This is a genomic window from Bacillus sp. 0909A (genome assembly GCF_036765115.1).
Classification (GTDB): Bacteria; Bacillota; Bacilli; order Bacillales; family Bacillaceae; genus Bacillus; species Bacillus mojavensis.
On sequence record NZ_JBAIZU010000003.1, the window covers coordinates 735,498 to 748,741 of the forward strand.

11 protein-coding genes and 4 pseudogenes are annotated in these 13,244 nt (G+C 44.8%); 6 read left to right on the top strand and 9 right to left on the bottom strand.

All coding sequences use genetic code 11. The annotated features are described in order from the left end of the window. Positions 1-235: 235 nt before the first annotated feature. A complete protein-coding gene (locus V6D42_RS13860) occupies positions 236-1,000 on the top strand; it encodes a TerC family protein (RefSeq protein WP_333513594.1) in 765 nt (254 codons plus the stop codon). 121 nt (positions 1,001-1,121) lie between these two features. Here V6D42_RS13860 and V6D42_RS20355 read toward each other — a convergent pair. The 9 genes and pseudogenes from V6D42_RS20355 to V6D42_RS13900 all read right to left on the bottom strand — a co-directional run. Next, a pseudogene (locus tag V6D42_RS20355) lies at positions 1,122-1,227 on the bottom strand (universal stress protein); the annotation flags it as partial. A gap of 32 nt (positions 1,228-1,259) precedes the next feature. Further along, positions 1,260-1,577: pseudogene (locus V6D42_RS13865) on the bottom strand (contact-dependent growth inhibition system immunity protein). Between the two features lie 81 nt (positions 1,578-1,658). Continuing rightward, positions 1,659-1,844: pseudogene (locus V6D42_RS13870) on the bottom strand (hypothetical protein); the annotation flags it as partial. 135 nt (positions 1,845-1,979) lie between these two features. Further along, a complete protein-coding gene (locus V6D42_RS13875; protein ID WP_333513595.1) occupies positions 1,980-2,504 on the bottom strand; it encodes a DUF2247 family protein in 525 nt (174 codons plus the stop codon). Between the two features lie 876 nt (positions 2,505-3,380). Then, a pseudogene (locus V6D42_RS13880) lies at positions 3,381-4,149 on the bottom strand (ribonuclease YeeF family protein); the annotation flags it as partial. A 19-nt stretch (positions 4,150-4,168) separates the two neighbouring features. Further along, positions 4,169-4,438: a YwqI/YxiC family protein gene (locus V6D42_RS13885; protein WP_014481382.1), complete on the bottom strand. Its 270-nt coding sequence runs from the start codon at positions 4,436-4,438 to the stop codon at positions 4,169-4,171. Between the two features lie 11 nt (positions 4,439-4,449). Continuing rightward, positions 4,450-4,815 (bottom strand): YwqH-like family protein, encoded by a 366-nt coding sequence (locus tag V6D42_RS13890; protein ID WP_106019816.1) that lies wholly within the window; start codon positions 4,813-4,815, stop codon positions 4,450-4,452. Positions 4,816-5,161: 346 nt separating this feature from the next. Beyond that, positions 5,162-6,580 carry an arabinan endo-1,5-alpha-L-arabinosidase AbnB gene (gene abnB, locus V6D42_RS13895; RefSeq protein WP_333513596.1) on the bottom strand — a complete coding sequence of 473 codons (1,419 nt, stop codon included), beginning with the start codon at positions 6,578-6,580 and terminating at the stop codon, positions 5,162-5,164. 73 nt (positions 6,581-6,653) lie between these two features. After that, complete coding sequence (locus V6D42_RS13900) at positions 6,654-7,052, bottom strand: hypothetical protein (RefSeq protein ID WP_333513597.1); 399 nt, start codon at positions 7,050-7,052, stop codon at positions 6,654-6,656. A gap of 169 nt (positions 7,053-7,221) precedes the next feature. On the opposite strand from V6D42_RS13900, the gene hutP reads away from it, so the two are divergent. The 5 genes from hutP to hutG all read left to right on the top strand — a co-directional run bounded on the left by hutP (position 7,222) and on the right by hutG (position 13,192). Then, positions 7,222-7,668, top strand: a complete 447-nt coding sequence (gene hutP / locus V6D42_RS13905; RefSeq protein ID WP_069838380.1) for a hut operon transcriptional regulator HutP — start codon at positions 7,222-7,224, stop codon at positions 7,666-7,668. Positions 7,669-7,780: 112 nt separating this feature from the next. Continuing rightward, the gene (gene hutH / locus V6D42_RS13910) at positions 7,781-9,307 is read left to right on the top strand and encodes a histidine ammonia-lyase (RefSeq protein WP_333513598.1); all 1,527 of its coding nucleotides are present in this window, start codon (positions 7,781-7,783) and stop codon (positions 9,305-9,307) included. After that, on the top strand, positions 9,304-10,962 hold the full coding sequence (gene hutU, locus V6D42_RS13915; RefSeq protein ID WP_333513599.1) for a urocanate hydratase: 1,659 nt from the start codon (positions 9,304-9,306) through the stop codon (positions 10,960-10,962). Before hutH ends, hutU begins: the two co-directional genes overlap by 4 nt. 12 nt (positions 10,963-10,974) lie before the next feature. Further along, positions 10,975-12,240, top strand: coding sequence for an imidazolonepropionase (hutI, locus tag V6D42_RS13920; RefSeq protein ID WP_333513600.1), 1,266 nt, complete (start codon positions 10,975-10,977; stop codon positions 12,238-12,240). Then, on the top strand, positions 12,233-13,192 hold the full coding sequence (gene hutG, locus V6D42_RS13925) for a formimidoylglutamase (protein ID WP_333513601.1): 960 nt from the start codon (positions 12,233-12,235) through the stop codon (positions 13,190-13,192). Before hutI ends, hutG begins: the two co-directional genes overlap by 8 nt. Positions 13,193-13,244 lie beyond the last annotated feature (52 nt).

Below are 13,244 nucleotides of genomic sequence, written 5' to 3' on the forward strand. Positions count from 1 at the left end.
ATTATGGTTCAAGCTACAGGTGCACGATGAAATGATCATATGACTATTTTACATCTGTATCTGTTTCAAAAAAGCCTCGGATTCCTTTCTTGTTCCAGGTTATTTTTTCTAGTAAGAAAGAAAAATCCATTAAATACCGAACTACTCTTTAGAGTTAACTATAAATGAGAAGGGTAATACTGTTGATATTGATACTTTTACAGCATACTTTACATTTTAGAAAGGAAAGATGTGGATGGAGTCTATCTGGCTTGAATATGTCTGGACATTGTTCATTTTAATCGGATTAGAAGGACTGCTATCGGCTGACAATGCTCTTGTACTGGCAGTTATCGCCAAGCATTTACCCAATGATCAGAAAAAGAAAGCGATAAATTATGGTATCATAATGGCATTTGCCTTCCGGTTTGCGGCGCTTTTTGCCATTTCGTTTATCGCAAACGTCTGGCAGATTCAGGCGATAGGAGCAGCGTATCTTCTTTACCTGGGCTTAAAGCATGTGATTAAGGCCCGTTTCGGGAAAAAAAGTAAGAATATTCATGAGGAGGACAAAGAGGAGGCTGCCGGGAAAGGTTTCTGGCCCACAGTCGGAAAAATTGCTTTAGCGGACCTCGCTTTTGCCATTGATTCGATTCTGGCTGCGGTTGCTTTAGCTCTCGGGCTTCCTGATTCACCACTTGATGATTTAGGCGGCATGGATGGAGGACAATTTATTATTGTTGTCCTAGGTGGGATTGCAGGCCTTATCCTAATTAAGTTTGCAGCAACTTGGTTTGTAAAGCTTCTTAATCAACGCCCTGCACTGGAAACAACCGCATATGCCATTGTGGCCTGGGTCGGCGTCAAACTGGTGGTCATTACCCTTGCCCATGAAGACATTGGAATCCTAGATCATCACTTTCCACACAGCACCACCTGGACGCTAATCTTCTACGGCGTATTAGTAGCCATTGCTTTATTCGGCTGGTTTGCGCCGGCCAATAAATCAACAGAGAAATAAAGATATAAAAGTATATTGGTCATTTAAACATATGCGTATTAATATTTGAAGCCAAACAAGAAAGAGGCGTCCCCTTACTGATTAACGGAGCGCCTCTTTTGGGTAACATGTACATTTTTATCTATCGAACAATTAATACAGGACAAGGCGATAATTGAGACACTTTACTTTATGGCTGACGCTACCAGCATCATCTCTTTCAGGCCGCTGATGTCCCGGCTGCCGACTTACGATCTTGGCTTAAAAAAACTTGAAAAGCTTAAGAATCGTCATCGTTTAAATTAATTAAAGACTTCTTTATTTGTACTATTATAGTTTTTAGACATTCAATCGGTTTTAAATTAAACGCAGGAAAATACACGCCATCTGCGCAAGATTGAATGTAATCATTTTTCTCATTGTCTGAATGCTCACTTTAAGAAAATCCGTTAAAAAAACAATTGCATACTCCAAATATTCTTTACTTTCCTTTGTTAATAATTCTTGTAAAGCGTCAACAGGAGGTTTCAATATCCTGATGGAATGTTCCAGCCAAAAACTGAAAAACAGGGTCCTCTTGTTTATTGATCGATAACATGTCATCTCGCTCCTTTTAGGGAGAGCTAATGGGATAACTACCCCATATTAGATATTTCATTTTAAAGCTATAATATGTAAATCACTCATCATCTAATAAATCAAGATAATACTGATCGTTCTCTTCTATTTTTCTTAAAAATTCGGTAAGAGAAGTTGCAATTTGAATATCATAATAGTAAATCGGATTTTCAATGCTTTCATTTAAATCAATTGACATTAATGCTGATTCACTACCTTCAAAAAATATTAATTTATCATTTTCAAACTAATAAAACATATGTAGCCAATGTTTTTCCCATTTTAAAACCAGCTTTCACTATGCAGATCCAATTGACTGCACTTTTCTTTTACCTATCCTCTTTTTTTGATAATATAGGTAACAAATTTAAAGCCAAGTATCTCAATTTTGTAGATATTTGTGTTCTTTGTTCAAGAATACATTAAACAAGTTAATTAACCTAGCTATATTCTCTTCTTTTGAGTATTTTGATTGAAGGTTATCTTTAGAAGGTAAATAATTAATAAAACTATCCATATCTTCTGGATAATTAAAATCTGCATATACTTCTGCAATCTGATTTAATAACTCCTCAAAATCTTTTTGATGCTTTTTTTTCAAAAAAACAAGCATACCAAATCTCCATTTTCTTTTTTCAACTTGCAGAGCATCGGCATCTAGATTCAAGCCATCAATATTTGACTCTTTTAATATACTTAAGAGTAAACTCTCGTAATCAAAATCTTGATCTCCCCAAGCTAGCTGAATAATATTTTGATCATTAGTTTCCGGATGCCTTGTTAAAAAATCTACCGCATAATTAGTGACATCACCATAATTTATTAGATCAAGTTTTAGCCCAACATAAAGTGTTTTCCAATCATACTTTATTTTATATTGTTTTAAAACGTCTACATAGACACTCATTTACATCACCTTAACTTTATGGTCTTTGATTTGGAGAACCAGTTATTTGCCCATTAGGAATAAATCTTCTATGTGTAACTCCTTTAGTCGGATCAACAATCCATTCAAATACTCCATTTTGATCCTTAATAGTTGTTATTCTCTCATTAATTCTTAGGCCTTTATTATATACATCTTTATAATCGTAGTACTTCATTCCACCCTCAATTTGATATAATTTCCTTTTGACATTGTCACCACCAACTATCTCAAATTCTTTAGCCTGCGGAGTATAATTATCAATAATATCATTAAATCCATGTTGACCATCAGGTTTCTTTAAAGCACTCCCTGAGCGTGTATTATCAAGTACCGGATGAGAAATATTTTTAATCGTATTTTTAGAAACAACCTTATTAACACCCTTACTTTCCTTCTCCGCAACATGTTTAGCCACATCTGTAACAACACGCTTCCCGCCTCGGACCGCCAATTTTTTAACAGCGCCCTGAGGACTTACCCACTCAATAAATTCGTACTGCGTTCCGGCAAGAAACGAATCAAGTGGCTTAGCTCCGCCTACTTTATCTTCTGGAATGTAAGAAACCTCTTCTAGCCGCTTTTTCCCTCCAGCGTAGAATTCTCTCACAATTTGGCCGTTTTCATATACAAAATATTTGCCGCCGACGTAGTCGATGCTTGCGGTATCGCGAGTTAGTTCGTCAATCACTTCTATCGTATCTATCTTTTTTAATCCTTTATGATTATATAGTTTATCATTTATCACCCGTATGTCTCCATAGACTTTCGGGTGGGCTGCTGCTTCTTTCTGCAGTACCGTCAAGTTACTGTCATCACCATAAATCTCACGCTCGATCTTTTGTTGTTTGTCATCCATCATCACAGAATCAACGTTTGATTGCTTATGTTTCTCCAGCTTTTTCAACATCAACTCCATCGGTGAATCATCAGGCTGCTTCATTTGCGAGTTAATCGCACCAAAGGTTTGGTTGATGTTTTCTTCTTCCTGTGATTTCAAGATGGAGCCGCTTTTGTAGCCCGTAATTTCAATTCTTGGCCCGGTGTACATCGTTTCGAGCTGATCTATGTATTTTTTCATCGTTTGAAAATCTGTTTTTGCCGTTTCTAATGCGTTGGTTTGCTGGCCGTCAAATTGAAAAAGCTTATGCAGGGTGTCTGTAATCAGCCGCTCAGCCTGCTCTGTTTCCATCCGAAAAAAGGAATCCTTGACTGTCGGCAGGCTGACGATGTGATCAATGGTCGACGTCTGACGATTGACTGCATCTGTGAGCTGCTCTGTCACTTCTCGTGCATGCTTGATCCCATGTCTGGCATCGTGTGAGAGAAAAGCCTCCGCAATCATGCCGTGGGAGTCAGATTCTACAGAGGAAATCGCATGCTGTGTTTGTTTCAGCACTTTTTTGTATTCGTCGATAAACATGCCAAAGAAAAGGAGAAAAGGCTTGTGGCACTCCTCGTAAAAGGTCCGGATGGCATCTCCGCCTTTTCCTTTCAGCGCATCCTTCATGCCTGCCAGATGCTCAACGCTTTTTTCCAGCTTCTCCAGCTGTTGTTTTTGCTTGTCCAGTTTCTCAATCGTATGCTGAATGCCCTCGTGAAGAGCGTGGACATCTAATGTTTTCAATCCCTTGTCCTCCCGCGCTTTATTTCATGGAAGATGATATGTTTTCGTCCGTTTCCTTCATGGCGTTTACCGCGCTTTCCGTTTGTGCAATATGCTTGGCAAGAACGGACGCATATGCTTCAGTGAGCTCTTTGATGTCCTCATTTAATTGCTCGATGGACTTCACAACATTCAAATGGTTTCTGCCTGAGAGATGACCGGGCAAGGAGGATTTGAGTTCAGCTGAATTCTTCAGCTGAGAAAGCCCTTGCTTCACTGTGCCATAGACCATTTTGATTTCCTGTGCCATTTGTGCTCACCTCACTTTTTATGTTTTTCCTTCTCTATTTCATGCTCTATTCTCGTGATTTGGCGTCTCATGGAATAGACGTCACCCTCTAGAGAATGAATTTTTTCATCTATACTTTCGATGATTCCGTTGACTTGTTCGCTTTTGATTTGACGATATGCTTTGTTCATTCCTTCACGAATATCTTCAAACCGCTCAGCATGTGTTCCTCTCCATGCATTCCCGTTAAGATGAGGCCGATGAATGAGATGCTGGGCCTCGGAAAATTCGTGTTTGATTTGCCTGATTTCGTGCAGCACTCGTTTTAACTGATGGATCTGTTCCTGTTTTTCATGTAAGTCGGCTTTGACCGAATGTAACAACATTTCACTATGCATGCCGCAACACCTCATGTTTCTATCAAACTATGTTAATCTTTGACAATACAGACTATTTTCATATTACATGATGGATCACATTGGATAAATAGGCAAAAAGGATTGTGTTAAACAGAAATGCAGAGGGACTAAATCGCTATAAACCTATCAACTCTCTATAAAAAGTAGTGACATTCAACATAACAGGACTATAAGGATAGGTCTTATTTCCCCTAATCTTTTCTCTCTCGCTTTCTGTCCTTCCCCATTTCTTATCGTCAATATAGGTGATAACACATTTATAATCTGGAAACGTCATCTTATGTAAAAGGAAAAAGCGCCTTCCCTCGAAGGCGCCTTCTCCATCTTATTTAGATCCCCATACAGCCTCACCGCTGCCATTCAATACACTAAACGTCATCACGTTCTTCTCTCTCACCGAATCCCACTGGCGTAAAAATACGCCATGATACGTCTTGCCAGCTAACGTAAGTTCAGCGGTATTCTTTCCGGTGTTCTGCCATGTTCCGGTCATTTCCCCGGAAATGGTGTGGTTTTTGTTGAGTTTGATGTTGATGGTTTTTTTGATGTCGGCTGAGATGTCTTTTCCGTGCTGGATGAGTTTATATGTTCCTGTGATGTCTTTTTGTTTTACTTTTTTCAGAGTTTCTCCTGCGTAACGATATGGCCCTACAACCGGCCAGCCGTCTTTATTCATGAACATTTGATGGACTCTGACTTCATGTTCTTCACTTCTGCCCGGGAAGCGGGTGTGGAAGATTAAATAGGAGCGTCCGGTTTTTTCGTCATAGTATGCGGAGTTGTGGCCCGGTGAGACATAGCCGGTTCCTTTTTCATTTTCTGTTTCAAATGAATAGCTGCCCATGAGTTTGACGCCGTATGGTTCGATGGAGCGGTCGTCGAAGAATGTGCCTTCTTTGCCGCGGACGTCAATCATTGGGTTGCCCTCTGCATCATAATACGGGCCGTCTGGTTTCTTGGAGCGGGCGACACGGATGTTATAACCGCCTGTTGCATCAAGACCGCCATATGATAGGTATAAGTAGTAATACTGGGTGTCCGGATTGTAGAGCACATATGGGCCTTCGATTCTGCTGTGGTTGCCGCCGAGCAGTTTTTTGCCGTAGCCCTGTCCAGGGAGCGGGAAGCCCGTTTTCGGATTCATTTCAAGAATGAAAATGCCGCCTGAATATGATCCGTACACCATCCACAGCTTGCCGTTTTGATCAAAAAAGGTGTGTGGGTCTACGACGTTCGGGTGTTTGGTTGCGTCATACGGTGTTCCGTCATTGCTTGTGCCTTCCATGCCTGATTTCAAAAAGATGCCCTTGTTTTTATAGGGCCCTTCGATGTTATCAGCGACGGCCACTCCCATGGCGGATCTTGGTGAGTCACCGCGGCAGGCGTTGTAGTACATATAGTATTTGCCGTCCGCCAGCTGCGCGACATCAGCCGCCCACAGGGTATCGGATTGGGCCCATTCGAAGGTATCTTTTAATTCTTCATAGACATTTGGAATAAGTGGGTTGTCGTTGCTGACGCTGGTGGTCAGCTGCTGCCATTGCATGAGGTCATTCGTTTTCGCTGAAGCGAGATGAGATCCAAAAACATAAAAGGTGCCGTTTGACTCAATGATGGAAGGATCATGGACACTGACTTCTTTAAAGACGGGTTTTTCTGCCTTTTGTGCATAGACGGAGTTTGGCAGGGTGAAGGCCATGATAAGGGCTGCCAGAAAACATACACGGAACAATCGGTTGAACATCTAAACAATTCGCCTCACTTTTTTTATTAGATTTTTAAGCGCTTACATCCTTCTATGAAGAAACACTGGCCCGTTATGAAGGCCGGATGTTTTCATATTCAAATGGGTAGGTAATGCCGTAATGCCCCACTATTCTCTTACATTGTCCATGATGCTCATGACATTCCAGGGAGAGACTGATGGTCTGGCTGCCTGTTTGATGCAGGACTGCATTTTGCATATCCTCTACTTCATAGTTCAACCCTTTTGCGGTTTCTCCTTCTTCAATCACCTCTGTTTTTCCATTGGCGTACGTAATGAGTGCTTTGTCCGGCCTTGTAAAGTTGTCGAGGTTTTTTAAGATGATGCCCGACTGCTCGTCTACAGTCGGCTTGGCAGGGCTGAGAATCTCATTCGGCTGGCCCGTGAGAAAATACCTTGCGGAAGAGAGCCATAGGCTCCTGTGTCCAAGAGTGCGCCGCCATCCACACACCTATCTGGCATGAATGATGTGCAATGTGCTGAGATTTCTGCATCACGATATCATAATACCAATCTAACTTGTTAAAGACTGTAAAAAACCTTTTGACTTCTGCTGCTGAACCAATTAATATAATACTCAGTTAATAGTTATCAGAATTTTTAGGAATCGAGTGATTCATATGACACTGCACAAAGAGCGCCGGATCGGCCGGCTGTCTGTTCTTCTGCTGCTGAATGAAGCTGAAGAACGTACACAGGTCGAGGAGCTGGAGCGAGATGGATGGAAAGTCTGTCTTGGCAAGGTAGGATCAATGGACGCGCATAAAGTAGTAGCCGCAATTGAAACCGCTTCCAAAAAGAGCGGTGTCATTCAATCTGAGGGCTATCGCGAGTCACATGCGCTTTATCATGCGACGATGGAGGCTTTGCATGGCGTGACCAGAGGTGAAATGCTGCTTGGATCGCTGCTTCGGACGGTTGGCCTGAGGTTTGCCGTTTTGAGGGGAAATCCTTATGAAAGTGAAGCGGAAGGCGATTGGATTGCTGTCTCGCTTTACGGAACAATAGGAGCGCCGATTAAGGGACTTGAGCATGAGACATTCGGCGTTGGAATCAATCACATATGAAACAGCCCATAGATCTTAGACGATAGGGGGCTATGCGTGAAATCCAATTTTCACAGCATAGCCCCTTTTTGTATGGGCGCTTTACCAAAGTAAAGAAAAAGGAGTTGGGCTTATGGTGACTTTAGACGGTTCTTCATTGACAACAGTGGACGTTGCTCGTGTGCTGTTTGATTTTGAAGAGGCAGCGGCTTCCGAGGAAAGTATGGAGCGCGTGAAGAAAAGCAGAGCGGCAGTGGAACGGATTGTTCACGAGGAAAAGACAATATACGGCATCACCACCGGGTTTGGCAAATTCAGTGATGTCTTGATTCAGAAAGAAGACTCGGCGGCGCTGCAACTGAATTTAATCCTTTCTCATGCCTGCGGAGTCGGCGATCCTTTTCCTGAGTGTGTTTCTCGCGCCATGCTGCTTTTGCGCGCCAATGCGCTGTTAAAAGGGTTTTCCGGTGTACGTGCGGAGCTGATTGAACAATTGCTTGCCTTTTTAAATAAACGCGTCCATCCTGTCATCCCCCAGCAGGGATCACTTGGCGCAAGCGGGGATCTGGCGCCGCTCTCCCATCTGGCGCTTGCGCTGATTGGGCAAGGAGAAGTCTTTTTTGAGGGAGAAAGGATGCCGGCAATGAAAGGCTTGAAAAAAGCTGGAATTCAACCGGTATCACTGACATCCAAGGAAGGGCTTGCCTTGATTAATGGGACTCAGGCCATGACTGCTATGGGTGTGGTCGCATACATTGAAGCGGAAAAACTAGCCTATCAAACAGAGCGCATTGCCAGCTTAACGATTGAAGGGCTCCGCGGAATTATCGATGCGTTTGACGAGGATATTCACTCCGCCCGCGGCTATCAGGAGCAGATCGATGTCGCAGAGCGAATCCGTTTTTATCTATCTGACAGCAGCTTGACGACCTCTCAGGGAGAACTGCGGGTCCAGGATGCGTATTCATTGCGCTGTATTCCGCAAGTGCACGGTGCGATCTGGCAGACGTTAGGCTATGTGAAAGAAAAATTAGAGATTGAGATGAATGCAGCTACGGACAACCCTCTTATTTTCAATGACGGGGACAAAGTCATTTCTGGCGGAAACTTTCACGGACAGCCGATCGCCTTTGCCATGGATTTTCTAAAAATCGCAGTATCAGAGCTTGCGAATATCGCAGAACGCAGGATCGAGCGCCTTGTAAACCCGCAGCTGAATGACCTGCCGCCATTCCTAAGCCCTCATCCCGGTCTGCAATCCGGTGCAATGATCATGCAGTATGCCGCGGCCTCACTTGTTTCTGAAAATAAAACACTGGCCCATCCCGCAAGTGTGGACTCTATTCCGTCATCCGCCAACCAAGAGGACCATGTCAGCATGGGTACCATCGCCGCGCGGCATGCTTATCAGGTGATCGCAAATACAAGGAGAGTCATTGCGATTGAAGCGATTTGCGCATTGCAGGCTGTGGAATACAGAGGCATAGAACATGCAGCCTCCTACACCAAACAGCTTTTTCAAGAAATGAGAAAAGTCGTGCCGTCCATTCAGCAGGACCGTGTTTTTTCCTATGACATTGAACGCTTGACTGACTGGCTGAAGAAGGAATCTTTATTACCTAATTATCAGAAAGAAGAACTAAGGGGGATGAACATATGACTGATGTAAAAAAATCAATCCGTGCCAATAGAGGAACAGAACTTGAATGCTTAGGGTGGGAGCAAGAGGCGGTGCTTCGGATGCTTCGAAACAACCTTGATCCGGAAGTCGCCGAGAAGCCGGAAGACCTTATTGTATATGGCGGGATTGGCAAAGCCGCACGGGATTGGGACGCTTTTCATGCCATTGAGCAATCCTTAAAAACACTAAAACATGATGAGACATTGCTCGTGCAATCCGGAAAGCCCGTTGGCATGTTCCGTACACACCCGCAGGCGCCGCGCGTGCTTTTAGCAAACTCTGTGCTTGTTCCGAAGTGGGCGAACTGGGAGCATTTCCACGAGCTTGAGAAAAAAGGGTTAATGATGTACGGGCAGATGACAGCAGGCAGCTGGATTTACATTGGCTCACAAGGCATTTTGCAAGGAACCTATGAAACCTTCGCTGAGCTCGCGAGACAGCATTTCGGAGGAAGCTTAAAAGGGACATTGACGCTGACAGCCGGTCTCGGCGGAATGGGAGGCGCCCAGCCGCTGTCTGTCACGATGAATGACGGAGTTGTGATTGCCGTCGAGGTTGATGAGAAACGAATCGACAAACGACTTGAAACAAAATACTGTGACCGGAAAACAGCGTCGATTGAGGAAGCCTTAGCGTGGGCTGAAGAAGCAAAGCTAGAAGGAGAACCTCTCTCCATCGCTCTTCTTGGAAATGCGGCAGAGGTTCACCATACCCTTCTGAACCGCGGCGTCACCATTGATATCGTCACCGATCAGACATCTGCCCATGACCCATTAATCGGTTATGTTCCTGAGGGCTATTCACTTGATGAAGCTGATCGTTTGCGCCAAGACAATCCAGACCTTTACGTGCGCCTTGCGAAACAAAGCATGAAAAAACATGTGGAAGCCATGCTGGCCTTTCAACAAAAGGGCTCAGTTGTATTTGATTACGGCAACAACATCCGGCAAGTTGCTAAAGATGAAGGCCTGGAGAATGCCTTCGATTTTCCAGGGTTTGTCCCTGCTTACATCCGCCCCTTATTCTGTGAAGGAAAAGGGCCATTCCGCTGGGCGGCGCTTTCCGGTGATCCGGCAGATATTTACCGTACGGATGCGTTATTAAAAGAACTGTTTCCGACAAATAAAGCCCTTCACCGCTGGATCGATATGGCTCAGGAAAAAGTCGCTTTCCAAGGCTTGCCGTCCCGTATTTGCTGGCTTGGATACGGAGAACGAAAAAAGATGGGGCTTGCCATTAACGAATTGGTTCGAAACGGGGAGCTAAAAGCGCCTGTCGTCATTGGGAGAGATCATTTGGACTGCGGGTCTGTCGCCTCTCCAAACCGGGAGACAGAAGCGATGAAGGACGGAAGTGACGCTGTCGGCGATTGGGCTGTGCTCAATGCGCTTGTCAACACAGCGGCGGGTGCGAGCTGGGTTTCCTTCCACCATGGCGGCGGCGTTGGAATGGGCTATTCGCTGCATGCCGGTATGGTCACAGTTGCCGATGGGAGCAAGCTGGCTGACGAACGGCTCGCCCGAGTCTTAACGAGCGACCCGGGAATGGGCATTATCCGTCATGCGGATGCGGGTTATGAACGTGCTGTTGAAGTAGCGAAAAAACAAGACGTTATCGTGCCGATGCAAAAATAAAGGAGTGATAACATGCCGAAACAAATTGATACGATACTCATCAACATCGGTCAGCTTTTGACGATGGAAAGCAGCGGCCCCCGCGCGGGCAAAAGCATGCAGGATCTTCATGTGATCGAAGACGCTGTTGTCGGAATCCACGAACAGAAGATTGTGTTCGCCGGAAAAAAAGGGGCTGAAGCCGATTACGAGGCAGACGACATCATTGACTGTTCGGGACGGCTTGTAACACCGGGCCTCGTCGATCCGCATACCCATCTTGTATTTGGCGGATCTCGGGAAAAGGAGATGAATCTAAAGCTTCAGGGCATTTCCTATTTAGAAATTCTGGCGCAGGGCGGCGGGATTTTGTCCACTGTCAAAGACACCCGGGCTGCCTCGGAGGAAGAGCTGCTGCAAAAAGGCCATTTACATCTGAAAAGAATGCTGTCATATGGCACGACCACAGCTGAAGTGAAGAGCGGCTACGGCTTAGATAAAGATACAGAGCTGAAACAATTGCGTGTCGCGAAACAACTGCATGAGAGCCAGCCCATTGACCTTGTCTCCACTTTCATGGGCGCTCATGCCATACCTCCTGAAGATAAGGACCGCCCCGATGAGTTTTTAGATCGCATGCTGGATCTCTTGCCGGAAATAAAAGCGGAAGAGCTCGCAGCCTTTGCAGATATTTTTACAGAAACAGGCGTTTTTACAGTCAGCCAATCCCGACGTTACTTAAAAAAAGCGGCTGAGGCGGGATTCGGATTAAAAATCCACGCTGATGAAATTGATCCTCTTGGAGGAGCTGAATTAGCGGCTGAGCTAAGAGCTGTCTCAGCCGATCACTTGGTGGGGGCCTCAAATGAAGGCATACAGCAAATGGCTGAATCAGGAACCATTGCTGTCCTCTTGCCGGGCACGACGTTTTATCTTGGCAAACACACATATGCCAGAGCAAGAGACATGATTGATGCGGGGGTACGTGTCAGCTTGGCAACGGACTTTAATCCGGGCAGCTCCCCAACTGAAAATATTCAGCTGATCATGTCGATTGCCGCGCTTCACCTGAAAATGACCGCAGAAGAAATATGGCATGCCGTCACAGTCAATGCCGCATATGCCATAGGAAAAGGTGATGAAGCAGGGCAGCTCAAAGCTGGACGCTCTGCAGATCTTGTCATTTGGCAAGCCTCGAATTACATGTATATTCCGTATCACTACGGTGTCAATCATGTACATCAAGTCATGAAAAACGGAACAATTGTAGTCAACAGGGAGGGAGGCATTCATGGATAAATACCCTTTTCTCAGAGAGGCAGGTTCTTCGTTTAAAGACCGAGATGTCACAAAAATGAGCGATCTGATAGAAAAATGGAACGGCCAAAGCATTAAGGGGCCGGCACTGATAGGTGTCCCCCTATCAAAATCGTCCATCAGTCATTCCGGCGCTTCCTTTGCCCCCGGAACAATACGCCAGGCTCTAAAACATTCATCGGCCTATTCTGCTGAGCTTGGGGAACATGTCGTATCAGATTTTCTTTATGATCTGGGGGATGTCGATATTCATGTGACTGATATCGTGAAATCACATGATCAAATCTTCCAAACCATGCATGCTCTGCTTTCGGATTATCCAGATTGGGTGCCGCTCATACTCGGGGGAGATAACTCCATCAGCTACTCCACCATAAAAGCGATTGCGCAAACGAAAGGAACGACAGCCGTTATTCAATTTGATGCCCATCACGATGTGCGGAACACGGAGGACGGGGGGCCGACAAACGGCACCCCCTTCCGCCGCCTTTTGGATGAAGAGATCATAGAAGGTCAGCATTTGATTCAACTGGGTATCAGAGAATTCAGCAACAGCTTGGCTTATGAAACATACGCGAAAAATCATCACGTGGACATCCACACGATGAGAATGATTCGTGAAAAAGGACTGATCCCGACTATTAAAGAAATCCTGCCTGCTGTTCAAACAGGAACAGACTATATTTTTATATCTGTTGATATGGATGTCTTAGACCAGTCTCATGCACCCGGCTGTCCAGCAATTGGCCCGGGCGGCCTCTATACAGACGAATTACTTGAAGCAATCAAGTACATCGCACAAGAGCCCAATGTCGCAGGGATCGAAATTGTTGAAGTTGATCCCACCCTCGATTTTCGGGATATGACAAGCAGAGCCGCAGCTCACGTTCTGTTACACGCATTAAAAGGGATGAAACGCTCCCGATTCAAGTGATCTTCCGGCAGGTTGTATGTTGGTTACAAGAAACTCATCTGCCTGATAAACG